Consider the following 24,794-nt stretch of genomic DNA (forward strand, 5'->3'; position numbering starts at 1 on the left):
GGTCGGCATGGACTACGTATCCGCGCTCCTGCCGCCCGTCGTGATGGCCCTGTTCTTCACGGCGCTCGTCGTCACGATCGTCAAGAGCCAGGGCGGCCCGAACAAGGCCAAGGAAGACGCGGCCGTGGACGCCGCTCTCGCCCGCGCCGAGGCGACCCGCCAGGCGGACGGCAACGCCCCGTAGGGTCACCCGCACCGAAGGACGTACGACAGCTTTCAGGTCGTACGTCCTTTTTGTTGCGTTTCATCCGTCAATAGCAGGCCATTCCCGCTTCGCCGACTATGGTGGCGGTGTGCCCCGCCAATTGGGAGAGCTGGAAGACGCCGTCATGACACGCGTCTGGCAATGGAACCGCCCGGTGACCGTCCGGGAAGTCCTGGAGGATCTCCAGCAGGAACGGTCCATCGCCTACACCACCGTCATGACGGTAATGGACAATCTCCATCAGAAGGGCTGGGTACGGAGGGAAGTCGACGGCCGCGCCTATCGATATACCGCGGTCTCCACCCGGGCCGCCTACTCGGCCGCACTGATGAACGAGGCGTGGGCCCAGAGCGACAACCCGGCGGCCGCCCTTGTCGCGTTCTTCGGCATGATGTCGAGCGCGCAGCGGGAAGCCCTCACCGACGCGATCCGAATCGTCGGTCCCACCCTGCCGGAGGCTCCCGCGCCCCTGCCGGAGACCCCCGCCCCGCAGCCCGAGGGGGCCCGCGAGGAAGCAGGCGGGAGGGCGGACGAGGGTGCGGCCGGGGGCCCGCCCGCGGACGCCGGAGAGGCTGCCTCGGAGCCCGAGGGCGACGGGCGATAACGTCCCCCCATGCCGTCGTCCTCCGCCGCCTCGAAAGCCGTCACCGTCCGCCGTGCCCGTACCGGTGATGTCGCCGCCGTACGCCGCCTTGTCGACCCCTACGCCCGCCGGGGCATCCTGCTCGACAAAGCCGACGTGACGCTTTACGAGGACATCCAGGAGTTCTGGGTCGCCGAACGCGACGAGGACGGCGTCGTCGTCGGCTGCGGGGCACTCCACGTGATGTGGGAAGACCTCGCGGAAGTGCGTACTCTCGCCGTCGATCCCGACTTCAAGGGCGCCGGTGTCGGACATCACGTGCTCGACAAGTTGCTGCACACCGCCCGTTGGCTCGGGGTGCGCCGCGTATTCTGCCTGACCTTCGAAGTCGAGTTCTTCGCGAAGCACGGCTTCGTCGAGATCGGCGAGACTCCGGTCGACGGAGATGTGTACAGCGAGCTCCTGCGTTCCTATGACGAGGGTGTCGCCGAGTTCCTGGGTCTCGAACGAGTGAAGCCGAACACCTTGGGCAACAGCCGGATGCTTCTGCATCTGTGATCCTGACGAGCGCACGGAACCCTATGTCCGAATCGCGCACGTTTCCCGCACTGCCGGGCTTCTGAACCTCTCCCAGGGGTTTGTGTTTTTCCGGGAAAAGCGGTTTCCTTTCCGCGTACTGCATTTTCGATGAAAGGAAATCCGGTGGCACAGAAGGTTCAGGTCCTTCTTGTCGACGACCTCGACGGCGTCGAGGCGGACGAGACCGTGACGTTCGCGCTGGACGGCAAGACCTACGAGATCGACCTCACCACCGCCAACGCGGACAAGCTCCGTGGCCTGCTCGAGCCGTACACCAAGAGCGGTCGGCGCACCGGTGGCCGCAGCGCCGGTACGCGCGGCAAGGGCCGGGTCGCCGCCGGCGGCAGCCCGGACACCGCGAAGATCCGCGCGTGGGCCAAGGAGAACGGCTACAACGTGAACGACCGCGGTCGCGTTCCGGCGGAGATCAAGGCGGCCTACGAGGACGCGAACCGCTGAGGAGTCAGCTGCTGAGCGACCGGCCTCGCGGAACGTTCCACCGGCCGCCCTCCGGGGCGCCCCGGAAGGATCTCCCGGGACCGCGCCCTCAGCAGCCGTACCCGATGGCACTCCGCCGCGGCGGCGGCCACGAGCCGTACGAGACAGGGGGCGGCCGCACCGCCCCGCTCCGCGGTCCACAGGGCCGGCAGCGACGGCTCCACGTCGCGGCCCGGCTCGGGGGCGCGCAGCCACACCGCGGCGCCCGGCGCGCCGGAACCGCTCCATCCTGGGGGAACAGGGGCGGGCATCCGGCTGCCGGCGCCCAGGGCGACGAGGTCCAGCGCGATCCCGCCCCACTCCAGCCAGTCGAGCAGCCCCGGCAGCTCCTCCGCGCTTCCCGCGGCCACCAGTAGCCGCATCCTCCGCCCCGTGAGGGCCACCGGCCCGGTGGCACCCGCGCCCGTCCGGCGCAGCACCGCCCGGCCTGCCTCGGCGGGCAGGTCGAGGACGTCGAAGCGCAGACCCGTGACCAGGCCCACCGGCGGGCCGGCCACCGTCGCCCAGCCGAGCCCCTCCTCGTACCAGCGCTCCGGACCGCCGTCGGCCGGCGAGCGGGGCGGCGGCACGCGCGGCGCGGTGAAGGGCATGTCCGGGGAACGCCCGCGGGGGTCCCTTGGTTACGCCGCCGGCGACCCTGCGTCAGTGATCCACTGCACACAGTGTCCGTGATGGGGGCGTACGGGTGCATTCGGCAGCGCAAGGATGTTCGCCCGTAGCGGAGGGAACCGGGGTGTGCCGCATGGAGTGTCAGTGCGGACGGGTAAGACATTCCTAGTGAGGACGGGCGACTCGCGGGCTTTCGCGTCTCACGTTCGCCATCGGCGTACTGAAGGCGCGGGTAACTGCTTGGCCTGCGGGAACATCGTCTCGCACCATCGAGTTGGAGCATTTGTCGGCTGTTCGGCAGCAGGTCTCCCCACGGACAAGGGGGTGATCCGGACGGATGTCGGCAGTTGGAATGAGCGGTCCCCGCTTGCGGGACTAAGCTGCGGAAGGACAGGGAGGGGATCGACCCCTAACTGACTGACCGCTCTGAGGAGCGATTAACGATGTTCGAGAGGTTCACCGACCGCGCGCGGCGGGTTGTCGTCCTGGCTCAGGAAGAAGCCCGGATGCTCAACCACAACTACATCGGCACCGAGCACATCCTCCTGGGCCTTATCCACGAGGGTGAGGGTGTCGCCGCTAAGGCCCTGGAGAGCCTCGGGATTTCGCTCGAGGCGGTCCGCCAGCAGGTTGAGGAGATCATCGGGCAGGGGCAGCAGGCCCCGTCCGGTCACATCCCCTTCACCCCGCGTGCCAAGAAGGTCCTGGAGCTGTCGCTCCGCGAGGCCCTCCAGCTCGGCCACAACTACATCGGCACGGAGCACATCCTGCTCGGCCTGATCCGCGAGGGCGAGGGCGTCGCCGCCCAGGTCCTCGTGAAGCTGGGCGCCGATCTCAACCGGGTGCGGCAGCAGGTCATCCAGCTGCTCTCCGGCTACCAGGGCAAGGAAGCCGCCACGGCCGGCGGTCCTGCCGAGGGCACCCCCTCGACGTCCCTGGTCCTCGACCAGTTCGGCCGCAACCTCACCCAGGCGGCCCGCGAATCCAAGCTCGACCCGGTCATCGGGCGCGAGAAGGAGATCGAGCGGGTCATGCAGGTGCTGTCCCGCCGTACGAAGAACAACCCGGTTCTCATCGGCGAGCCCGGCGTCGGCAAGACCGCCGTCGTCGAGGGCCTGGCGCAGGCCATCGTCAAGGGCGAGGTGCCCGAGACCCTCAAGGACAAGCACCTCTACACCCTGGACCTCGGCGCGCTGGTCGCCGGCTCCCGCTACCGCGGTGACTTCGAGGAGCGCCTGAAGAAGGTCCTCAAGGAGATCCGCACCCGCGGCGACATCATCCTGTTCATCGACGAGCTCCACACCCTGGTGGGTGCGGGTGCCGCCGAGGGCGCGATCGACGCCGCCAGCATCCTCAAGCCGATGCTGGCCCGCGGTGAGCTCCAGACCATCGGTGCGACCACGCTGGACGAGTACCGCAAGTACCTGGAGAAGGACGCGGCCCTCGAGCGCCGCTTCCAGCCCATCCAGGTCGCCGAGCCGTCGCTGCCGCACACGATCGAGATCCTCAAGGGTCTGCGTGACCGGTACGAGGCCCACCACCGGGTCTCCATCACGGACGAGGCCCTCGTCCAGGCCGCGACCCTGGCCGACCGGTACATCTCGGACCGCTTCCTGCCGGACAAGGCGATCGACCTGATCGACGAGGCCGGATCCCGGATGCGCATCCGCCGGATGACCGCGCCGCCGGACCTCCGCGAGTTCGACGAGAAGATCGCCGGCGTCCGCCGGGACAAGGAGTCCGCGATCGACTCCCAGGACTTCGAGAAGGCGGCGTCTCTCCGCGACAAGGAGAAGCAGCTGCTGGCGGCGAAGGCCAAGCGGGAGAAGGAGTGGAAGGCCGGCGACATGGACGTCGTCGCCGAGGTCGACGGCGAGCTGATCGCCGAGGTCCTCGCGACCGCCACCGGCATCCCGGTCTTCAAGCTGACCGAGGAGGAGTCGAGCCGGCTGCTCCGCATGGAGGACGAGCTCCACAAGCGCGTCATCGGCCAGAAGGACGCCGTCATCGGCCTCTCGCGGGCGATCCGTCGTACGCGAGCCGGTCTGAAGGACCCGAAGCGTCCCGGTGGCTCGTTCATCTTCGCCGGCCCGTCCGGTGTCGGTAAGACCGAGCTGTCCAAGGCGCTCGCCGAATTCCTCTTCGGCGACGAGGACGCGATGATCTCCCTCGACATGTCGGAGTTCAGCGAGAAGCACACGGTTTCCCGCCTCTTCGGTTCTCCCCCCGGATACGTGGGCTACGAAGAGGGCGGCCAGCTCACCGAGAAGGTGCGCCGCAAGCCGTTCTCCGTCGTCCTCTTCGACGAGGTCGAGAAGGCCCACCCCGATATCTTCAATTCCCTTCTCCAGATCCTGGAGGACGGTCGTCTGACCGACTCCCAGGGCCGGGTCGTGGACTTCAAGAACACGGTCATCATCATGACGACCAACCTCGGGACCCGGGACATCTCGAAGGGCTTCAACCTGGGCTTCGCCGCCCAGGGCGACACGAAGTCCAACTACGAGCGGATGAAGGCCAAGGTCAGCGACGAGCTGAAGCAGCACTTCCGCCCGGAGTTCCTGAACCGTGTGGACGACATCATCGTCTTCCCGCAGCTCACCGAGGCCGACATCCTGCAGATCGTCGACCTGATGATCAGCCGGGTGGACGAGCGCCTGAAGGACCGGGACATGGGCATCGAGCTCTCCCAGTCCGCGAAGGAGCTGCTCGCCAAGAAGGGTTACGACCCGGTCATGGGCGCCCGGCCGCTGCGCCGGACGATCCAGCGCGAGGTCGAGGACTCGCTCTCCGAGAAGATCCTCTTCGGCGAGCTGCGCCCCGGCCACATCGTGGTCGTGGACACCGAGGGCGAGGGTGAGGAGAAGAAGTTCACCTTCCGCGGCGAGGAGAAGTCGGCCCTGCCGGACGTCCCGCCGATCGAGCAGGCGACGGGCGGAGCGGGCCCGAACCTCTCGAAGGACGCGTGAGGCGAAACCGCTGAAGGGGCTGCCCCCGGACCCGCACGGGTCCGGGGGCAGCCCCTTTTCGGCGGGCGGGAGCGCGTCAGCCCACGTTGTCGTCCTCGAGGAGACGGTCACCGAAGGCGGCGCCGCCGACGATCGCGCGGACGTCCATGACCCTGATCCGCAGCCCGGGGACGCCGTGCAACGGGGTGAGATCGAGGCGGCCGTCCTGGAGGCGGGGGTGTTCGACGGACAGCTCGCGCAGCCCGGGTATCCGGGCCACGGTCTCCAGGACCGGCCTGTCCGCCGGCATGAGGGTCAGATCGAGGTGGGTCAGGGCGGGCAGGGAGGCGAGGGCGCTCAGGTCGGTCAGGTTTCCGCACGACTGGAGCCCCAGGCGCCCGAGAACGCGGGTGTCCAGCTCCCGCAGCACCGCGAGGTCGCTCAGCAGGCTGTTCCCGGCGAGCGCCAGCTCCGTGATCCGGCACGGTCCGAGGTTCTCGGCCAGCTCGGAGGCTCCGTGGTCACCGATGACGAAGAAACGCATGTGGGGCATGTGCCGCAGGTGCCGCAGCTGGTCCCGGTCGTGGACGGAGAGCTGTGCGTGGGGCACCCGGGAGAGGACGCCGCGCGCGAACGCCTCCGTGGGATAGCGCCGCCAGTCCTGCACCAGCCTCCTGGCGTGCCCGGCCCGGGCCATGGATTCCGCGTAGGGGAGTGCCGCGGGCCCGCCGATCGAGGCGACCACTTCGAGCACCAGGTTCACGCTCTCCGAGGGCAGCTTCTCCGGCGCCGGCAGGAACGGCAGGACGTAACCGCCCAGACGCTTGAGGTGATCCGCCTGGACCGGGGTGACGGGCGGCACGACGGAGGCGATCGCCGCCTCGACCCCGCCGTACACCGCCCCGGTCAGCCAGGTCGCGTGCCGGGAGCAGAGGGCCGCCAGGACGAACAGACCCGTCCTGATGTTCGGCTTGTCGGCGGCCGCGCCCGCCGCCAGCAGGCCTTCCACGAGGACGGGCAGGTCACGACGGGTGCAGTGCCCGGCGGCGAGGAGCAGGACGTCGTGCCACTGCTGGTCGTGGGCGTGCCGCAGCAGCTCGGCGACCAGATCGTCCTCGACGAACTCCTTCGCCGCCAGGAAGTCCTGGAAGGTGCGGTGGGTGAACTGGTAGACGCCGTCCGTCCGCTCCTGGAGCAGACCGCTGCGGTTGAGAAGGTGGGTGAGGACCTCCTCGGCGGTCCCCTGGTCCCTCACCCGTGGCATCCCCGGCAGGGCGCGGTCCAGCTGGTGCAGCGCCTGGTCCCGCGTGAACTCCGTCTGCCCGGCCCGGACCAGCCGGGCGGCGAGCCGCTGGAGGAGTTCCTGGTGCTCCTCGACCGACATCCGGATGCCGTCGGGGGCGTCGACCCGGCGCCGGGCGTCCCGGGTGCCCAGCAGCATCCGCAGGGCCGAGTCGTAGAGCGCCCAGCGCGTCTCGGGCAGGAACCCGTCCCGTAACCGGTGGAGGGCGCAGACGACGGCGCACAGCAGGGGCGTGCGGGCCAGGTCGGCGAGGACGGGACTGTGGCGGAACTGCGCGACCAGATCCCGTTCGAGCGCCGTCAGGTACGCGGCGTCGCCGTCGAGGCGCGCCGCGTCGTGCCACGCGGCCACGAACTCCTGGATGTCCCGGTCCCGCATCGGCAGCAGGGTCAGCTCCTCGAAGCCTTCGGCGTCCAGCCAGCCCGGCCCCACGGCGAGCGGCCGGACGGTCGCCACGCATCGGGTGCGCGGATAGCGCGCCAGGAGGCCGGAGAGCCAGGCGTGGGCGGCCTCGCGGTCCTCCGTGGGCACCTCGTCCAGACCGTCCACGAGCAGGAGCGCCCGCCCGGCGGCCAGGACGCGGCCCGCCCAGCCGTCGGGCGCCGGGTCGACCATCAGCCCGGCGACACGGGGCAGCTCGGAGGGAGTGGGGAAGGCGGAGCCGTGGGAGCGGAGGGTGCGGAGGGGGACCACGAACGGTACGAGCCCGTTCAGCTCGGCGAGACCGGCGCCCAGCGTGCCCGCCGCGGCGTGGGCGGCGAGCCACCACAGGAGCGTGGTCTTGCCCGCCCCCGCGTCCCCGCGGAGCAGGACACGGGGGCGGGTGGCGAGCAGGTCGTCGACGCGCTGCGGTACGGGAGCCGGGCCGGGCCCCTTCGCCGCCGCCTCCAGGGTCAGGTAGGCGGTGTCGAGGTCCCAGGTGGAGGAACGGCGGTCGAGCTCGTCGAGCCCGAAGACCTTGGTCCGGCGGTAGGCGGCGCCGACGGCCTCGCCGTACTCCTGCTCGTAGGGGGAGTCGACCGAGCTGTGCCGGGTGAGGGTGGTGATCGAGGGCACACCCCGGCCCGTGGCCTGCGTGAAGGCGAGGAGGAAGTCGGCCCGGGCGGCGACGGCGCTCAGGGGCACGCACTCGACCCGCCGGTGGCCGCGGCCCCGCGGGACCTCCCTGACGATGCCGAGCAGCCCGTCGCCCGCGACGACGGGTCCGCCGGACAGCCCGGCGAGCGGCGAACTCCCGTCGGCGGGCTCCGTCGCCGGAGGCACGTCGAGTTCGAGGACCATCGTCCGGCGGACGAGCCCGGCCAGGGGGAGGAGCGTGCCCCGGTACTGGTCGCTCTCCAGCTTCCGGCCCTGCTCGTACCGCTGGACGCGCGGGTAGCCGAGGATCTCGCAGCCGGGCAGCGGCCGGTCGCCCGCGAGCAGGCTGATCCTCGCCCGGTACGGGTCGCCGGGCGGGAGGACCAGGCCCCCCGGGGCGTGGAGCAGCGCGGCGTCGAGCCGCTGGTCCGACCAGATCACCTGGCAGAGAACGCGCTCGGCGCGCCCGGGCACGGACACCCAGGCGGTGTACGCGGCCCGCAGTACATGGGCGCAGGTGAGGACGGTGTCCGCGGTGAGCAGGACGCCGCTGCCCTGCCGTCCGTGCTCCTCGGAGTGGACGGCGACGGGGAGCCGTACGGAGGGCCGCGGTCCGGGGGCCGTCAACGCCCCGGCCCGCCACCGAAGTCGGAGGTGTCGCCGGCGTCGTCGTTGCCGACGCGCCAGGGGCCGTCCGTCGCGGCGTTGCGGGGTTTGAGGGTGAAGCAGACACGGTGGGTGTCGCCGCGGGTCCGCGAGGCGTCGGCCCCGGCCTCGACGACCCACGCCTTGACCTTGGCCCCGCCCTTCACCTCCTTGCGCAGCTCGATCGTGAACTCCATCTCGATGTCCCCCACTTCGAAGGCGACGGCCTTCCCGGTGGCGCGAGTGGCGGCGTCGACGAGCTGATCGCGTACGGATTCGATGGCGTCGGCGAGCTCTATGTCGGTCATGATCGTGAACGTACCGGGGGAGGGTGGGTCAGGTATGGAGTTCGGCGGTGGGCGGAAGGTGTTCGGCGCCGGTGAACCGACCGCCGTCGGCCATGATGCGGAAGAGCCGTTTCAGTGGCGCCAGCGGAGCGAGGTCATGGACCGGGCGGGGGTCCAGGTCCCAGAGGACCAGCTGTTCCAGGTTCGGGAAGGCGCGAGCGATCACGTCGAGAGGCATGGAGGCGCCTTCGCAATCCACGTAAAGCGCCTCGATCGGGAGCCGTAGTGAGTCCGGGATGCCCCGCACGGCTGTGCCCGGGGCTGAGAGTCGAGCGAGCGTGTCGAGCTCTGCGAGCGCCCGCCAGTCCTCAGTGATCATCCCCAGTGGAGCGAGGATATTGAGGCCTCTGAGGCCGGTCAGCGGGCGGAGAACGCCGAATCCTCCGCGGGGGCGCACTTCCAGAGTGAGCTGCTCCAGCTCGTCGCCGACGGGAAAGGTCGCCAGCAGCTGGGCCAGTGAACCGTGCACACCCAGGCGTTTCGCGCTGCCGAGCACGTCGCTCAGCAGGTCCACCCCGTGCGGGGTGAGCCTGCCGCGCAGTTCAAGGCCGTCCGGACGCAGTCCGAGCCGCACGATGTCGGCGGCGTTCTCGTCGGTCATGACCGTGAAGTTGAGGTCCGACGAGTCCAGCCGGGCGATGATCTCGTCGGCGTAGGCGGAGGAGCCGAAACGGGTCCATCCCCACATGAGTTGGGAACGGACCTGCAGGCTCCTGTGGCGGGTGAACTTGGCCAGATACGGCAGCGCCGCGTCGTCCGTGATGTGCGTCGCCGTGATCACCACCGCCCGCGCCGCTTCGTCGTCGAGCCCCTCCGGCCCCGGGAGCAGGTCGAGGACCGCCCGCCCCGCCGACGCCAGTTCCCGTGCCTCCTCCGGGCCGGACGGCGGGATGACCGCCGCTGTCCGGCGCAGGACCCGGTCCCGGATCTCCGGTGCCACCTCTGTCGCGTGGTCGAGGGCGGTCGCCGCCACGACGAGGATCCGCAGCCGGGTACGGCGGCCGGGCGCCGCGTCGACCGCGCGCAGCAACTCCTCGAAGATCTCCGCGCATTCGCGCGGGCGGGCGTGGCCGACGGCCATGCGGATGACGTCCTCCCACTGGTCGTCCGCCGCGTGCCGGGTCAGGACGCCGATGTCCCAGCGGTCCACCAGGGCCTTCGCCGCGAGGTAGTCCTGGAAGGTGCGGTGCACGAAGTCGACGGTGTCGGCGGTGGGTTCGCGCAGGAGGCCGCTGCGGTGGAGGAGGTGCGTGAAGACCGCGTCCGGGTGGTACCCGGCCGCCTCGGTGATGGCCGGCACCGCCTCCCGTACGACCGACTCCGCGTGTGAACGGTCGATCGTCGTGCGGCCGTTGAGGGTCAGCCAGTACGCGATCCGCTGGATCAGCTGGACCTGCGGGGCCTCGCCCAGCTCGATCCCGTACGGCGTGCCCATGTCCCGCTCGCGGTCCCGGCGGCTGAGGAGCATCGAGAGGGCCGCGTCGTAGAGCGCCTTCCGGCCGCGCGGCAGGAAACCCCGGCGGCTGCGGTGCAGGGCGCAGATCAGGCCGCACATCAGGGGGTTGGTGGCGAGCTGGGCGACCTCGGAGGTGGACCGCAGAGCGTCGAGGAGGGGCCGTTCGTATGGCGCCGCGTCAGGCCCCGCCGCCTGGTGCCAGCGGCGCACGAAGGTGGTGACCTCGGCGGTCGACATGGGGGCGAGGGTCAGCTCGGCGAAGCCCTCGCCGGCCAGCCAGTCGTCGCGTACGGCGGTGGGGCGGGAGGTCACCAGCCAGCGGTTGCCGTCGTAGGAGTCGAGCAGGTCGCGGAGCCAGCGGCGGGCCCGCTCCCGCTCCGCCTCGGGGATCTCGTCGATGCCGTCGACGAGGACCAGGCCGCGCCCGGAGGCGAGGACCCGGTCCGCCCAGCCGTCGGGCGGGGAGAGGGGGCAGTCGACGGAGGCCAGGAAGCGGTCGGGGGTGGGGAGCCGCTCGCCGTGGCGGGTGAGGGTGCGGAGGGGCAGGACGAAGGGGATGCGGTCGCGGAGGTACGCCATGTCGGCGGCCTGCTCATCGCGTGCCGCGGAGACCGCCAGCCACTGGACGAGGGTGGTCTTGCCGGAGCCGGCTGTGCCGCGCAGCAGCATCTTGTCGTGCCGGGCGAGGGCCTGGTCGGCGGGGCCGCCGAGGCGCATGGAGTGGATCAGACGGTCGGTCGCCGCGATGATGGCGTCGCGCTGTTCGGACGTGACCGTGACGGTCTGCATGTCGTTGCCCGTATCCCGGAACTCCAGCCCGGACAGGGCTGCCAGGCGAAGGCGGCGCTCGGCTTCATCGGCGGCGCCGTGTCCCAGGAGGCGGGACCAGGGGCTGAGCCCGTCGTCTGTCGCCGACGACAGGCTCAGCTCCGCCCCCGTCGCCTCCAGCGACAGGTACGCCACGTCCAGGGGCCACCTCTCCGGCGCGTCCCGCAGGTCGACCCCGTAGATGGTGAGGCTGCCGTGCTTCTTCGCCACGTACGCCCGGTAGCGGCGCTCGAACTCCGCGTCCCGCGCGTCCACCCGTGGCGTACGGCGGATCACCTCGTCGACCTTGGCCGTCAGCTCCGCCTGGCCGCGGGTCTGCTCCACGAGGGACCGGGCCACGAACGTGGACCGCTGGGTGAAGAACTCCAGGATGTGCAGGCAGGCCCACTCGGTGAGCGAGCCGAGGAAGAGGACGGAGTCCGTCGACAGGCCGTCCGGGGCCGGGGCCGCCGCGCGCAGGGCGCGGGCGAGGGCCGGAGCGCCGAGGCTCACCGCCTGGACGTCGTCCATGTCCAGGTCGCCGAGGGCGAGGAGCGTCGCGGCCAGGGTGTCGGTGAGCGCCTCGGTCTCGTCGGCGGGGAACGGAGGCTCTCCGGGGCCGGTGGCGGCGCGCTCGACGAGGGTCGCGGCCAGTTTCCGGACGTCCCGCTCGTCCAGCGTCCGCCGTTCGCCGCGGAAGGAGACGAGCCGGGAGAGCCTGATCGGCTTGCGGGTGCCGGTGAGACCGGCCCCCGGACCGTCCTTGACCAGGAGTTTTCGCAGGAGCGGGCCGATCGCCGCCGATGCGAGCCGGGTGCCGATGAGCGCTGGTTCCACGTACGTCCCCCGAACGTCGCCCGAACAAGTCCAACTCCTGCACACCGTAGTCGCGGACGGGGTTCCGACGGCCCTGGTTGCGTGACCCAGGTCGCATTGGGGGCCGGTGCGCCGTGACAAGGCGCACAGGCCTTTTGAGGGGTACTAACCGGGATAGTGACACCGATTGGTGTTCATTCGGGACGTTCAGGGCGCCAGTGGTGGGACTTTGGTCCCGAGAGGGGCCGAACCGTACGGGAAGTGGCCTGTAGGTCCGTTTCGGGCGGGTCCGACGTGCGGATAAACCAGTTCATTGGTGCCGGTATGTCCGATTTCGAAGGTGGAGATCCCGGTCGTCAAGAGCTGAACTTCCCCGCCCGTCGCTACGACGCAATGTCGTAGATGGGGTGGTTTACGCCGGATGGGGGTCCGGGTTACCAAGGATGAGCAACAGCCCGCCCGGCGCAGCGATCGCGTCGGGTCCCGCTCTTTCCGGAGGTTTTCCCCCGTATGTCGAAGCGCGTTATGAACCCCGCCGTCCGTACCACCGCCGTCGCTCTCGCCACCGCGGGTCTGGGAGTGTCGCTGGTGGCCGGAGCAGGGTCCGCCTTCGCCGCCGAGGGCAAGGCCGCCACCATCGCGACTGCCGCGACCGGTGCGTCCGCTGCCGTCGCCGCGCAGGCCGATGCCCAGGCCCAGGCCGCCGTGAAGGCCGCCGTCGCCAAGCAGGCCGCCGCCAAGAAGGCTGCTGTCGCCAAGGCCGTGAAGGCCGCCCCGGTCGCCGCCAAGAAGGCCCCCTCCTGGGTCAAGCCGGTCGGCGGCTACACCCTGAGCGCCAGCTTCAACCAGGGCGGCGCCATGTGGGCCCACAAGCACTCCGGCCAGGACTTCGCCGTCCCGACCGGCACCCCGGTCAAGGCCGCCGGCGCCGGCACCGTCGTGAAGGCCGGCCCGAACGGCGGCGGCGACGGCCCCGCGTACGGCAACGCCATCGTCGTCAAGCACGCCAACGGCAAGTACTCGCAGTACGCCCACCTGTCGAAGATCAACGTGCACATCGGCCAGAAGGTCGGCGCCGGTCAGAAGATCGCCCTCTCGGGCAACACCGGCAACTCCTCCGGCCCCCACCTGCACTTCGAGATCCGTACGACCCCGAACTACGGTTCCGCCCTCAACCCGGCCGCGTTCCTGCGCTCGATGGGCGTCACCATCTGACCTGAAGAACGCCTCACCGCGCGCTGTGCGCCTGGGTGATCAGATCGAGGGCGACCTCGAGGACGGCTTCGCGCTTCTCCTCGGGGTCGCCCTCGACGTTGTCCATGAAGAACATGCCCGAGTGCAGGGCGAAGATCGCGCTCACGCAGCGCACGCGGTCGATCACGGCGAAGTCCGGCTCCTGGATCAGACCGCTCAGCTCCAGCAGCCGCTCCTTGAAGGTCATGCCGATGCTCAGCTCACGCACGGCCGCCTGGTTCTCCTGCATGAAGCGGAACAGCGGGGCCGCGCCGACCAGGGACTGCTGGTAGCGGCGGATGATCTCCTCCTTGACCTCCAGGGTGCGCGGCTGCTCCCTCGCCCAGGCGATCAGCTCGTCCATGGGCCGGGTGAGGTCCTGGAAGATCCCGATGATGATGTCTTCCTTGGTCTTGAAGTGGTAGTACAGCGCGGCCTTGGTGACATCGAGGTGCTCGGCGATCTCGCGCAGCGAGGTCTTCTCGTAGCCCTGTGCGGCGAAGAGTTCCAGGGCCACGTCCTGGATGCGCTGGCGGGTGTTGCCTCGGGCCATGGCTGCTCTCCACTTTCCACAAAACTTACTTGACGACCGGCAAGTTACACGTCTACCGTCCCCAGTGTAGTAACTAGCCGGGCGGCAAGTAAGGGAATGACATGGCTGCGCAGTCGACCACCACCACTCCGAGCGAGGCGACGGAGGCGCCGCCGCGCAGCGTCCGCGTCGTACTCCTCGCGCTCATGATCGCGATGCTGCTCGCGATGCTGGACAACATGATCATCGGCACCGCCATGCCCACGATCGTCGGCGAGCTCGGCGGCCTGGAGCACCTCTCCTGGGTCGTCACCGCCTACACCCTGGCCACCGCCGCCTCCACGCCGATCTGGGGCAAGCTCGGCGACATGTTCGGCCGCAAGGGCATCTTCCTCACCTCGATCGTGATCTTCCTGATCGGTTCGGCGCTCAGCGGCATGGCCCAGGACATGGGCCAGCTCATCGGCTTCCGCACGATCCAGGGCCTCGGCGCCGGCGGTCTGATGGTCGGCGTCATGGCGATCATCGGCGACCTCATCCCGCCCCGGGAGCGCGGCAAGTACCAGGGCATGATGGCAGGCGTGATGGCCCTCGCCATGATCGGCGGCCCGCTCGTCGGCGGCACCATCACCGACCACTGGGGCTGGCGCTGGTCCTTCTACATCAACCTGCCGCTCGGCGCCGTCGCCCTCGCCATGGTCACCACCGTCCTGCACCTGCCGAAGAAGCAGCGCGCCACCGGAACCCGGATCGACTTCCTCGGTGCCGGACTGCTGACCGTCGGCATCACCGCGATCGTCCTCGTCACGACCTGGGGCGGCACGGAGTACGCCTGGGGCTCGGCCACCATCGTCGGCCTCGCGGTCGGCGGAGCCGTCGCGCTCGCCGCCTTCCTGTACGTCGAGACGCGGGCGAGCGACCCGATCATGCCGCTGCACATCTTCCGCAGCCGCAACTTCACCGTGATGTCCCTGATCGGCTTCATCACCGGCTTCGTGATGTTCGGCGCGGTCCTCTACCTGCCGATCTTCCAGCAGTCCGTGCAGGGCGCCTCGGCCACCAACTCCGGGCTGCTGCTCCTGCCGATGCTCCTGTCGATGATGGTCGTCTCGCTGCTCGTCGGCCGCTTCACCACCAGCACCGGCAAGTACAAGATCTTCCCCATCGCGGGCGGCGCCCTGATGGTGGTCGGGCTCTTCGCGCTCTCCACGATGGACACCGGCACCTCGCGACTGGTCTCCGGCGTCTGGATGGCGCTCCTCGGAGCCGGCATGGGCTTCCTGATGCAGATCACGATGCTCGTCGCCCAGAACAGCGTCGAGATGAAGGACATGGGCGTCGCCTCCAGCTCGACGACCCTCTTCCGTACCCTCGGCTCCTCGTTCGGCGTCGCGATCATGGGCGCGCTCTTCACGAGCCGCGTCCAGGACGAGATGGCGGAGCGTGGCGGCTCGGGGCTGACACAGCACTCCGCCCAGCTCGACGCGGCCTCGCTGGCCAAGCTGCCGGCCGCGCTGCGCGAGGCGTACCAGCACGCGGTGGCCGCCGGCACCCACTCCGCGTTCCTGGTCGGCGCGGCGGTCGCGGTCCTCGGCTTCCTCCTCGCCTTCCTGGTCAAGGAGGTCGCGCTGCGCGGCGCCGGACCGGAGAAGGGCCCGCAGGGCTCGGACGAGGCACCGAAGGTCGCCGAGACCGTCTGACCCCTCCCGTACATGCGAAGGGCCCCGGCACACGTGATGCGCCGGGGCCTTCGCATGCGCCAGGTCGGCCGGGTCGGCCGGGTCCGCCGGGTCGGCCGGGTCCGCCGGGTCGGCCGGGTCCGCTGGGTCGGCCGGGTCGACCGGTCCGCCGGTCCGGTCAGTCCGCGAAAGAGATGATCGGGAAGCTGCCCGTGTTCGTCGGTGCGTGGTCCGGCAGCCAGAGCACCGCGATCGCGCCGCCCGCCCCCTGCGGTGTGCCCTCGGGAGCGGCGTTGCGGAAGGTCAGCCGGGCCCCGAGGACCCGGGCCTGCCCCGCCGCGATCGTCAGACCGAGCCCGTGCCCCTGGCCCGCGCGGTCGCTCGCGCCGGTACGGAACCGGCTCGGGCCCTCGCGGAGCAGCGCCTCGGGGAAACCGGGACCGTGGTCCCGTACGCGAACCACCCGGCCCTCGACCGTCACCTCGACCCGCGGTTTCCCGTGCTTGGCCGCGTTCGCCAGCAGGTTGATGAGGATCCGCTCCAGGCGCCGCGGGTCGGTGCTCACCCAGGACTCGTGGACCACGTGCACGACCGCCTCCGGGTCGAGCGCCCGCACCCGCCGCTCCACGAACTCCCCGAGCGCGATCTCCTGCAGCTCGGCCCGCTCCGACGCGCTGTCGAGCCGGGCGACCTCCAGGACGTCCTCGACCAGCGTCCGCATCGCCTGTGCCCGGTCCCGTACCAGCTCGGTGGGGCGCCCGGGCGGCAGCAGCTCCGCCGCCGTGAGCAGCCCGGTCACCGGGGTGCGCAGCTCGTGCGCGATGTCGGCGGTGACCCGGCGCTCGGCCTCGATGCGCTCGTGGAGGGCGTCGGTCAGGGCGTCCACCGCGCGGGCCAGATCGTCGGTCTCGTCGCGTACGACTCCGCCGATGGCGTCCCGTACCCGTACCTCCGTGTTGCCCTGAGCGACCCGGCCGGCCGCCGCGGCGGCCTTCCGCAGCCGGCGCGAGAGCTGACCGCCGATGAGCACGCCGAGCGCGCAGCCGCCCATGACGACCGAGACCGAGCCGATGATCAGCGCCCGGTCGAGATCCTTCATGATCGTCGCGCTGCGGTCGGCGAACGGGATGTGCAGGGACAGCACGTCGCCGTTGGCCAGCGGCACGGCCGCCCAGACGTCCGGCGGACCACCGTGACGGTGTTCCTGTACGTACGTGCCGCGGCGCCTGTCCCGCATCAACTGGTCGAGCTGGGGCGGCAGCATCGGGTCGTTGATCTTCGTGCCGAACCGCGGCTCCTTCGGCTTGGAGCTCTCGTACATCCGCTGGGCGAACAGCAGCCGCTCCATCTGCACCTCGCGCGCGTTGTCGAGCATCGAGACGCGCGCGGAGTTGTGCACGACCAGGCTCAGCGTGACCGCGATGAGGGCGCCGACGGCGGCGATGGCGACGGCGATCTTCCAGCGGACGCCGGTACGGAGGGCGGGCGGCCTCACCTGCGGACCTGCTTCTCAGGCATCAGGCGTGGTCATCCCTTGAGCTTGTAGCCGAAGCCGCGGACCGTCTCGATCCGGTCCTGGCCGATCTTCGTGCGCAGTCGCTGGACATGGACGTCCACGACCCGGGTGTCGCCACCCCAGCCGTAGTCCCAGACCCGCTCCAGGAGCTTGTCGCGGGACAGGACCGTGCCCGGCGCGGAGGAGAACTCGAGCAGCAGCCGCATCTCGGTCGGGGTCAGCCCCACCGGTACGCCGCCCCTACGGACCTCCATGCCCTCGGTGTCCACCTCCAGGTCGCCGAAGACCAGCAGCCCGCCCTCGGGCGTGCCGTCGGCCCCCGGGGCGCCGGGCGCCGGGCCGCCGGCGTGGCCGAAGCGGCGCAGCACGGCCCGGATCCGGGCCACGAGCACGGACCCGTCGAAGGGCTTGGTCACATAGTCGTCGGCCCCGGCCTCCAGGCCCAGGACGACGTCGATGGAGTCGGCGCGCGCGGAGAGCATGATCACGGGGACGGTCGACTCGTCACGGATGCGACGGCACAGACTCACCCCGTCCATCCCCGGCAGCATCACGTCGAGCAGGGCGATGTCGGGCCGGTCCGCCCGGAACGCCTCCAGCCCCGACAGTCCGTCGGGCATGGCGGTCACCACGAAGCCGTCCCGCTCCAGTGCGAGCTGGGTGGCCTCGCGGATGACGTCGTCGTCCTCGACGAACAGCACATGGGTCTCGGCCATCGCGCGCCCTTCCCTTACCTTCCGTTCAGCTGCCGCTCGGCGCGGTCGTCGGGGCGCCGTCGATGCCGCCGTCGCCGACCGCGCGGCTGTAGTCGTTGTGCACCCAGTCGTGCTGGGAGAACTTGCTTCCCGCCCAGCGGTACGTGATCACGTCCTCGCCCGAGGGGTACGCGACCGGGTCGCCCTTGGCGTACACCTGCTTGGTCACGACCAGATCGCCCCGGTCGATGGTGGCGTACACCGCCGCGTCCTCGGCCATGAAGACGTTCTTGTAGCCGTCGCCGTCCTCGCGGTACACGTACGTGCCGATGCCGACGGCGTCACCGCAGGTCATCACGTTGACGACGACATCCGGCTTCTCACCGCCGGTCAGGTTCCCGTACGACGTGTCCACCGGGTACGCGTCCGCGACGCAGGGCTTGAGGTCCGCCTTCAGCCGTTCCCCGATCTTCGGGTCGCCCTTGATGAGCGCGATCGGGTCGACCCGCTCGGCGGGCATCCGGCCTGCGGAGGCGGAGCCGGAGGGGGACGGCGCGGGGACCACCGAACCCGCCTCGTCGGCGCGGGCCGCGCCTTCGTCACGGGAGCCCGTACCGCCGGTGGAGCAGGCGGTCACGAACAGGCCGACGGCGGCGAGCACGGCCACCGCCGAAATGCTCACCGCCTTGAGGGTCCGACGGCGCGGGCCGCCGGGCCCGTCGTCGCCGTCGTATCTGGCGCCTAGGCCGCGCACCGGTCCTGCCCCCGTTCGTCACGTCGTACGGTCGACCGCTCCAGAGCGCGGGCGTCCTCGACTCCGCGGCTCTCCAGTTCCTGCCGCAGTCGGGCCAGTGCGCGGTGGAGCGTGGACTTCACCGTACCGGTCGACATGCCGAGCGCGGCCGCGGTCTCCTCGGTGCTCATCTGTTCCCAGTGCCGCAGGACGACGACGCTGCGCTGCTTCGGGGCGAGGACCTTGAGGATGTCCATGAGGAGCGCGCGGTCGGCGTGCTGCTCGGTGGCGTCGTCGACGGAGGCGTCGGGCAGCTGCTCGGTGGGCACCTCGTCGAGCTTGCGGGCGCGCCACCACTCCGTCCGCGTGTTGATCATCACGCGGCGGAGGTACGCGTCGGCGAGGGACTTGTCGGCGATGCCGTCCCAGCGGCCGAAGGTACGGACGAGAGCGGTCTGGAGCAGGTCCTGGGCGTCGACCGGGTCGGGGACGAGCCGGCGGGCGCTGCGCAGCAGCGCGTCCTGCCGCGTCCGTACGTACTCCTCGAAGTCGAGCACCTCGCCGTGCGACATACCGACCGCCTCCATCCCCGTGACCTGCTTGTTCGCTTGACGGAGATGACGCTACGGAGCGCTTGTCACGAGGCTGTGCGAGCAGGCCGTCGACAGACACACGGCTGTCCATCGGTTGTGTAACAGGGGCCTGGAGTGGGTATAGGGGCGGATTGCCTGTGCGCGGGGCCGGCGTCCTCCGGGCTCCTCGGGTACGGGGACCCGGAGGAGCCCGGGGTCGCGCCCGTCAGGACTGGGGGAGGCGGTACTCCGCGTTCTCCAGGGGTTCCACCAGGCCGTCCGCCACCAGGCCGTCCAGCGCACGGGCGCGCTGGACCGGGTCGTCCCAGACCGCGTCCAGGGCGGCCTGCCCCACCGGGCCGGGCGCGTCCCGCAGGACCGCGAGCAGCCGGCCCCGTACCTGCCGGTCCGTCCCCGCGTACGTCTGGCCGCGGCGCGGCGGGCCGTCGTGTGCCGGCTTCCCGGCCAGCCGCCACGCGCACCGGTCGGCGATCGGGCACCGCCCGCAGTCCTCGTTCTTCGCCGTGCACACCAGCGCGCCCAGCTCCATCGAGGCCGCCGCCCAGCGCGCCGCCGTCCCCTCGTCCTGCGGCAACAGCTCCCGCGCGAGCCTGCGCTCGGCCGCGGTCGTGGCGTTCGGCGGGTACTGCACGCCCGTCGCCGCCCGGGCGAAGACCCGGCGGACGTTGGTGTCCAGCACCGGATACCGCTGCCCGTACGCGAACGAGGCCACCGCCGCCGCCGTGTACTCGCCGATCCCGGGCAGCGCCAGCAGCGCCGCGTGCTCGCGGGGCACGTCGCCGCCGTGCCGTTCCGTTATGGCGACGGCCGCGGCGTGCAGCCGCAGCGCGCGCCGCGGATAGCCGAGCCGGCCCCAGGCACGGACGGCGTCGCCGGGCGCGTCGGCGGCGAGGTCGGCCGGACGCGGCCAGCGCGCCAGCCACTGCTCGTACACCGGCAGGACCCGTACGACCGGAGTCTGCTGGAGCATGAACTCGCTGACCATCACGCCCCACGCGCCCGCCTCGGGGCGGCGCCAGGGCAGGTCGCGGGCGTGCCGGTCGAACCAGGCGAGGACGGGCCCGTGCAGTGCGGCGGCGGGTGCCGGGACGGCCGGGGCGTCGAACACAGGAATGGGGGCATCGGTGGAAGTCATCGCACCCCCGATCCTGGCACGTCCGGCGCGCGTTCAGTACGCGCCGTGGCGCACGCCCTCGGGGCGCGTGGAGGCGCGCGGGCGCGGCCCGCGCCCCGCGCACCACACCACGGCGCCGTTCCGGCTCGACCGCGCCGCCTCCACCACCGACCGCACGGGCCGGTCCGCCGCCCTCACCGCCAGGAACGCCACCACACCGCCGAGCAGCAACCCGGCGGCCACGTCGTGCGGGTAGTGGACGCCGACGAAGACCCGGGAGAAGGCCATGAGCAGCGCCATCGGGACGGTCAGCCATACGATCCCGCGCCAGGACAGCGCGAGGGCCACCGCCGCCGCGCCCGCGATCGCGGCGTGGTTGCTGGGGAAGGACCAGTCGCCGGTCGGCGGGCACGGCACGAGCGAGGCCGGTGCGCCGGCGACCGCCCGGCACGGACGCTCCTCGTCCACCAGCGACTTGAGCGCCTCGCTCACCACGTAACCGAAGGCGGTCGCGAGCGGCGCGAGCAGCGCGAGGGCCATCGCACCGCTCGTCCCGGATCTCGCCCGCCACCATCCCGCGAGGAACAGCACACCGAAGAGGAGCAGCCCGGCCTCCGTCCACACCTCGGCCAACTGCTGGAACCAGTGCGGGGTGGCGTGGGCGAAGTCCGTGACATCGAGATAGAGATCGTCGGAGAGCGTGTTCATGGTCGGTGACGCTAACCGGCGGCCGATGCCCGGCACCCGGAGCGAACGACCACCACCACCCCCGACGAAAGTGGGGGATTACGGAGAGGGACGTGTGCCCCGGATGTGATCATCGGCAAAACTTGGTACCTGGGGCGGCGGGTGGGGCGGGAGTTGGGGCCGATCTCTCGTAAGGTTCGTGGCGTGGGATCACTGCGCAATCCGGTCGGGCCGCTTCCCTCCTCCATCTACTGGCGACGGAGGGCGGTCGCGCTGTGCCTGATCGCCCTGATGGCGCTGATCGCCATCTGGGCCGTCACCTCCGGTGGAGGCGGCGGGAAGAAGCCCGACGACTCCGCCAACGGCTCGTCTCCCGCACCCTCGATCACCCCCGGACCCTCCGGTTCCGGCCCCGCGATCAGCGAACAGCCGGGCGGCCGCGACGAGTCGGGCGATTCCGGCGAGAACTCCGGTGGGGACGGCGGTGACGGCGGCACCGACGCCGGCGCGGGCGGTGACGCGGGCACCGGTGACGGTGGCAAGAACGGCGACACCGACGGCGGAGGCGGTGACGGCGGGGCGGGATCGAGCGCGGGCCAGCAGGTTCCGGCCGATTCCCCGCTGCCGAACTGCGCCGCCGGATCCCTGCAGTTGACCCTCCGTAGCGCCCAGGTCTCGTACGCGCCGGGCGAGAAACCGCGCTTCCACCTGGTCGCCAAGAACACCTCGGCCGCCGACTGCAAGGCCGATCTCGGCCCCGGGAACGCGGTCCTGACGATCAGTGACGATCAGGACGACGACGTCTGGTCCTCCAAGGACTGCCCGCGCCCGGCCGGCGCCGTGTTCCTCCGGGTCCCGGCGGGTTCGGAGATCACGCGCACCGTGGAGTGGGACCGCGCCCGGAGCGCCCCGCAGTGCGCCACCGCCCCGGCGGGCCCGGTGGGACCGGGGACGTATCTGGTGGAGGCGACGCTGCCGGGTGTGAAGGTGCCTCCGGCCTCGTTCACGCTGGCCAAGGACTGACGGGCCGAGGACTGACGGACCGCGGCCGACGGGCCCGGGGCCGACAGCAAGCGGCAGGGGCCGTACGGGATTCTCCGTACGGCCCCTGCCGCTCACCGCTGCCGGACTGGGCCTGCCGCCGCCTGGGGCCTCTCGTTTGGATCTTGCCGGGCTCGCGTGCCCTGGTGCCGCGCCTCGCCGCGTTGTCGTCGGTCGGCATGGCTCCGCCATGCCTCCCTCCTCCGCCTTGCGATCCACGGCACCAGACCCCGCTCAGTGATCCGGCCTGATCCAAACGGAAGACCCTAGACGTACCGTTCCAGGATCGAGGACTCCGCGAGCCGGGACAGGCCCTCGCGGACGCTGCGCGCCCGGGCCTCGCCGACGCCGTCGACGGTCTGGAGGTCGTCGACGCTGGCGGCGAGCAGCTTCTGCAGGCCGCCGAAGTGCTCCACGAGCCGCTCGATGATCGCGCCGGGCAGGCGCGGGACCTTGGCCAGGAGCCGGTAGCCGCGCGGGGAGACCGCGGAGTCGAGGGTCTCGGGGGAGCCGCTGTAGCCCAGGGCCCTTGCCACGATGGGGAGTTCGAGGAGCTCCGCGTGGGTGAGCGCGTTGAGCTCGGTCAGCGCCTCCGGGACCGTGCGCGAACGCTTCGCCGTGGGCTCCGGCACGTAGTCGCGGATGACGAGCTCACGCTCGGGCTCCACGCCCGCGATCAACTCGTCTAGCTGGAGCGAGAGAAGCCGGCCGTCGGTGCCGAGCTCGACGACGTACTCGGCGATCTCGGTGGCGATCCGGCGGACCATCTCCAGGCGCTGGGCGACGGCCGTGACGTCCCGGACGGTCACGAGGTCCTCGATCTCCAGCGCGGAGAGCGTGCCGGCGACCTCGTCCAGACGGAGCTTGTACCGCTCCAGGGTCGCGAGTGCCTGGTTGGCGCGGGAGAGGATCGCGGCCGACTCCTCCAGGACGCGACGCTCGCCGTTCACGTAGATGGCGATGAGCCGCATCGACTGGGAGACGGAGACGACCGGGAAGTTGCACTGCTTGGAGACCCGGTCCGCCGTGCGGTGACGGGTGCCGGTCTCCTCGGTGTGGATGGAGGCGTCCGGCACGAGCTGGACACCGGCCCGGTGGATCTTGGAGATGTCCTTGTCGAGGACCAGACCGCCGTCGAGCTTGCACAGCTCACGCAGCCGGGTCGCCGTGAACTCCACGTCCAGCACGAAGCCGCCGGTGCACATCGAGTCCACCGTCTTGTCCATGCCGAGCACGATCAGACCGCCGGTGTTGCCCCGCAGAACGCGCTCGAGGCCGTCGCGCAGTGCGGTGCCGGGAGCGACCGCGCTGAGGGCCGCGCGCATCAGCGCTTCGTTCCCGTCCTTGGCTGCCACTGCTCTCCTCCGGCTCGTACGGATGGGCGAGACCAGGGCAAAGTCTAGCGACACCGCCCCGCGCTCCTCCGCCGCACGCCGGAGCGCACCGCCCATCGCCCCGGGCGACCCGCACGCGCCACCCCGCCCCGACGCCGTCCACGCCCCCGGAACGGAGCCGTCCGCAGCCCCGCGGCGAGGGCGTCCGCAGCCCCGGAACGCGGCCTCCGCGGCCTCGGGCCGGAGCCGTCCGCAGCCCCGAACGACGGCCTCCGCGGCCTTGGCGAGAGCCCTGGGTTGACGGTGCTCCCGCCTCCGCCTCCCCGCCTCCGACCTCCCCGCCTCCGCCCCCGCTACCCCTGCTCGTCGCGGGCGGCGGCAGGTCGCCGGGTGCGGGGCAGCACGCTGAGCGCGTCCCCCATGTCCGCCACCTCGGTGACCTTCATGCCCGCGGGCACCTTCCCCGGATCGCCGGGGACCAGCGCGTGTGTGAACCCGAGCCGGTGCGCCTCGGCCAGGCGGCGCTGCACGCCCGTGACCCGGCGGACCTCGCCCGCGAGACCGACCTCGCCGATCGCGACGAGGTTCTTCGGGAGCGGGGTGTCGCTGGCGGCGGAGGCCAGGGCGAGGGCGATCGCCAGGTCGGCGGCGGGCTCGGAGAGCTTCACGCCGCCCACGGTCGCCGAGTAGATGTCCCGCTTGCCGAGCGCGCTGATCCGGCCGCGCTGCTCCAGGACGGCCAGCATCATCGAGACCCGGGAGGTCTCCAGGCCCGAGGTGGTGCGCCGGGGCGACGGGATCTGGGAGTCGACCGTCAGCGCCTGCACCTCGGCCACCAGCGGCCGACGGCCCTCCAGGGTGACCGTCAGGCAGGTCCCGGGCACGGCCACGTCGCGCCGGGTCAGGAAGAGCCCGGAGGGGTCGGCGAGGCCCGTGATCCCCTCGTCGTGCAGCTCGAAGCAGCCGACCTCGTCGGTCGCCCCGTACCGGTTCTTCACGCCGCGGACGAGCCTCAGGCGCGCGTGCCGGTCGCCCTCGAAGCTCAGGACGACGTCGACCAGGTGCTCCAGGAGCCGGGGTCCGGCGATGTTGCCGTCCTTGGTGACATGGCCGACGAGGAGCGTGGCCATCCCGCGCTCCTTCGAGGCCCGGATGAGCGCCCCGGCGACCTCGCGCACCTGGGCCATGCCGCCCGGTGCCCCGTCGATCTCGGGCGAGGCGACCGTCTGCACCGAGTCCATGATCAGCAGCGACGGCTTCACGGCGTCGAGGTGGCCGAGGACGGCGGACAGATCCGTCTCGGCGGCCAGGTACAGATGGTCACTGAGGGCGTTGATCCGGTCGGCGCGCAGCCGGACCTGACTCGCGGACTCCTCGCCCGTGACGTACAGCGTGCGGTGCTCCTCGCTCGCGGCCTTCGAGGCGACGTCGAGCAGCAGCGTGGACTTGCCGACGCCGGGCTCGCCGGCGAGCAGCACGACGGCTCCGGGCACGAGCCCCCCGCCGAGGACCCGGTCCAGCTCGTCCACGCCCGTGGAGCGGGCGGTGGCCTGCCGGCCGTCGACCTGGCCGATCGGGAGCGCGGCCGTGGAGACGCGGCCGGCGGCGGTGGTACGGACAGCGGGCGCGCCGTACTCCTCGACCGTCCCCCAGGCCTGGCACTCGGGGCAACGGCCGAGCCATTTGGCGGTCGTCCAGCCGCATTCGGTGCAGCGGTAGGACGGCCGGTCCTTGGCGGATTTCGTACGGGCAGCCATGCGCCAC

21 protein-coding genes are annotated in these 24,794 nt (G+C 71.3%); 8 read left to right on the forward strand and 13 right to left on the reverse strand.

Annotation, left to right across the window (positions count from 1 at the left end; all coding sequences use genetic code 11):
- Window positions 1-7 precede the first annotated feature (7 nt).
- From ACFVGW_RS31490 to ACFVGW_RS31505, 4 genes are all read left to right on the forward strand, one after another.
- Window positions 8-184 carry a hypothetical protein gene (locus ACFVGW_RS31490; protein WP_352187784.1) on the forward strand — a complete coding sequence of 59 codons (177 nt, stop codon included), beginning with the start codon at window positions 8-10 and terminating at the stop codon, window positions 182-184.
- 109 nt (window positions 185-293) lie between these two features.
- Window positions 294-809 (forward strand): BlaI/MecI/CopY family transcriptional regulator, encoded by a 516-nt coding sequence (locus ACFVGW_RS31495; RefSeq protein WP_385854331.1) that lies wholly within the window; start codon window positions 294-296, stop codon window positions 807-809.
- A 9-nt stretch (window positions 810-818) separates the two neighbouring features.
- On the forward strand, window positions 819-1,346 hold the full coding sequence (locus ACFVGW_RS31500; RefSeq protein WP_385854332.1) for an amino-acid N-acetyltransferase: 528 nt from the start codon (window positions 819-821) through the stop codon (window positions 1,344-1,346).
- A 144-nt stretch (window positions 1,347-1,490) separates the two neighbouring features.
- Window positions 1,491-1,826: an Lsr2 family protein gene (locus ACFVGW_RS31505; protein ID WP_147979058.1), complete on the forward strand. Its 336-nt coding sequence runs from the start codon at window positions 1,491-1,493 to the stop codon at window positions 1,824-1,826.
- Here ACFVGW_RS31505 and ACFVGW_RS31510 read toward each other — a convergent pair.
- Complete coding sequence (locus ACFVGW_RS31510) at window positions 1,805-2,455, reverse strand: SCO3374 family protein (RefSeq protein ID WP_385854333.1); 651 nt, start codon at window positions 2,453-2,455, stop codon at window positions 1,805-1,807. The genes ACFVGW_RS31505 and ACFVGW_RS31510 overlap by 22 nt on opposite strands.
- A gap of 462 nt (window positions 2,456-2,917) precedes the next feature.
- Between ACFVGW_RS31510 and ACFVGW_RS31515 the strand changes: the two genes are divergently transcribed.
- A complete protein-coding gene (locus tag ACFVGW_RS31515) occupies window positions 2,918-5,443 on the forward strand; it encodes an ATP-dependent Clp protease ATP-binding subunit (protein WP_361442350.1) in 2,526 nt (841 codons plus the stop codon).
- Window positions 5,444-5,519: 76 nt separating this feature from the next.
- Here the strand turns inward: ACFVGW_RS31515 and ACFVGW_RS31520 are convergent, their stop codons facing one another.
- The 3 genes from ACFVGW_RS31520 to ACFVGW_RS31530 are packed head-to-tail and all read right to left on the reverse strand — an operon-like array spanning window position 5,520 to window position 11,894.
- Window positions 5,520-8,429: an NACHT domain-containing protein gene (locus ACFVGW_RS31520; protein ID WP_385854334.1), complete on the reverse strand. Its 2,910-nt coding sequence runs from the start codon at window positions 8,427-8,429 to the stop codon at window positions 5,520-5,522.
- Entirely contained in the window at window positions 8,426-8,755 is a 330-nt protein-coding gene (locus tag ACFVGW_RS31525) for a trypco2 family protein (RefSeq protein ID WP_385854335.1), read from the reverse strand. The genes ACFVGW_RS31520 and ACFVGW_RS31525 overlap by 4 nt, the downstream gene beginning before the upstream one ends.
- A gap of 28 nt (window positions 8,756-8,783) precedes the next feature.
- Window positions 8,784-11,894, reverse strand: a complete 3,111-nt coding sequence (locus ACFVGW_RS31530) for an NACHT domain-containing protein (RefSeq protein ID WP_385854336.1) — start codon at window positions 11,892-11,894, stop codon at window positions 8,784-8,786.
- Between the two features lie 489 nt (window positions 11,895-12,383).
- Here ACFVGW_RS31530 and ACFVGW_RS31535 point away from each other — a divergent pair, with 489 nt between their 5' ends.
- Complete coding sequence (locus tag ACFVGW_RS31535; RefSeq protein WP_385854337.1) at window positions 12,384-13,088, forward strand: M23 family metallopeptidase; 705 nt, start codon at window positions 12,384-12,386, stop codon at window positions 13,086-13,088.
- Between the two features lie 13 nt (window positions 13,089-13,101).
- Here the strand turns inward: ACFVGW_RS31535 and ACFVGW_RS31540 are convergent, their stop codons facing one another.
- Window positions 13,102-13,659: a TetR/AcrR family transcriptional regulator gene (locus ACFVGW_RS31540; protein WP_383222220.1), complete on the reverse strand. Its 558-nt coding sequence runs from the start codon at window positions 13,657-13,659 to the stop codon at window positions 13,102-13,104.
- 101 nt (window positions 13,660-13,760) lie between these two features.
- Here ACFVGW_RS31540 and ACFVGW_RS31545 point away from each other — a divergent pair, with 101 nt between their 5' ends.
- Complete coding sequence (locus ACFVGW_RS31545; protein ID WP_383222218.1) at window positions 13,761-15,338, forward strand: MDR family MFS transporter; 1,578 nt, start codon at window positions 13,761-13,763, stop codon at window positions 15,336-15,338.
- A 157-nt stretch (window positions 15,339-15,495) separates the two neighbouring features.
- Here ACFVGW_RS31545 and cseC read toward each other — a convergent pair whose 3' ends face one another.
- From cseC to ACFVGW_RS31575, 6 genes are all read right to left on the reverse strand, one after another.
- Window positions 15,496-16,812 carry a two-component system sensor histidine kinase CseC gene (gene cseC, locus ACFVGW_RS31550; RefSeq protein ID WP_383222217.1) on the reverse strand — a complete coding sequence of 439 codons (1,317 nt, stop codon included), beginning with the start codon at window positions 16,810-16,812 and terminating at the stop codon, window positions 15,496-15,498.
- Window positions 16,813-16,844: 32 nt separating this feature from the next.
- Complete coding sequence (gene cseB, locus ACFVGW_RS31555; RefSeq protein WP_385854338.1) at window positions 16,845-17,549, reverse strand: two-component system response regulator CseB; 705 nt, start codon at window positions 17,547-17,549, stop codon at window positions 16,845-16,847.
- A gap of 25 nt (window positions 17,550-17,574) precedes the next feature.
- Entirely contained in the window at window positions 17,575-18,282 is a 708-nt protein-coding gene (locus ACFVGW_RS31560) for a hypothetical protein (protein ID WP_383222213.1), read from the reverse strand.
- Window positions 18,270-18,833 (reverse strand): SigE family RNA polymerase sigma factor, encoded by a 564-nt coding sequence (locus tag ACFVGW_RS31565; protein ID WP_352187798.1) that lies wholly within the window; start codon window positions 18,831-18,833, stop codon window positions 18,270-18,272. The genes ACFVGW_RS31560 and ACFVGW_RS31565 overlap by 13 nt, the downstream gene beginning before the upstream one ends.
- A 226-nt stretch (window positions 18,834-19,059) precedes the next feature.
- Window positions 19,060-19,989, reverse strand: coding sequence for an A/G-specific adenine glycosylase (locus tag ACFVGW_RS31570; RefSeq protein WP_383222211.1), 930 nt, complete (start codon window positions 19,987-19,989; stop codon window positions 19,060-19,062).
- 33 nt (window positions 19,990-20,022) lie between these two features.
- The gene (locus tag ACFVGW_RS31575) at window positions 20,023-20,676 is read right to left on the reverse strand and encodes a phosphatase PAP2 family protein (RefSeq protein WP_385854339.1); all 654 of its coding nucleotides are present in this window, start codon (window positions 20,674-20,676) and stop codon (window positions 20,023-20,025) included.
- A 183-nt stretch (window positions 20,677-20,859) separates the two neighbouring features.
- Here ACFVGW_RS31575 and ACFVGW_RS31580 point away from each other — a divergent pair, with 183 nt between their 5' ends.
- The gene (locus ACFVGW_RS31580; RefSeq protein WP_385854340.1) at window positions 20,860-21,678 is read left to right on the forward strand and encodes a hypothetical protein; all 819 of its coding nucleotides are present in this window, start codon (window positions 20,860-20,862) and stop codon (window positions 21,676-21,678) included.
- Window positions 21,679-21,962: 284 nt separating this feature from the next.
- On the opposite strand, the gene disA is transcribed toward ACFVGW_RS31580, so the two are convergent.
- Together disA and radA are read right to left on the reverse strand one after the other, a co-directional pair.
- Window positions 21,963-23,021, reverse strand: coding sequence for a DNA integrity scanning diadenylate cyclase DisA (gene disA / locus ACFVGW_RS31585; protein ID WP_383179004.1), 1,059 nt, complete (start codon window positions 23,019-23,021; stop codon window positions 21,963-21,965).
- A 362-nt stretch (window positions 23,022-23,383) separates the two neighbouring features.
- Window positions 23,384-24,787, reverse strand: coding sequence for a DNA repair protein RadA (gene radA, locus ACFVGW_RS31590; RefSeq protein WP_385854341.1), 1,404 nt, complete (start codon window positions 24,785-24,787; stop codon window positions 23,384-23,386).
- Window positions 24,788-24,794: the final 7 nt, after the last annotated feature.

The sequence above is a fragment of the Streptomyces sp. NPDC127129 genome, from assembly GCF_042671585.1.
GTDB lineage: Bacteria > Actinomycetota > Actinomycetes > Streptomycetales > Streptomycetaceae > Streptomyces.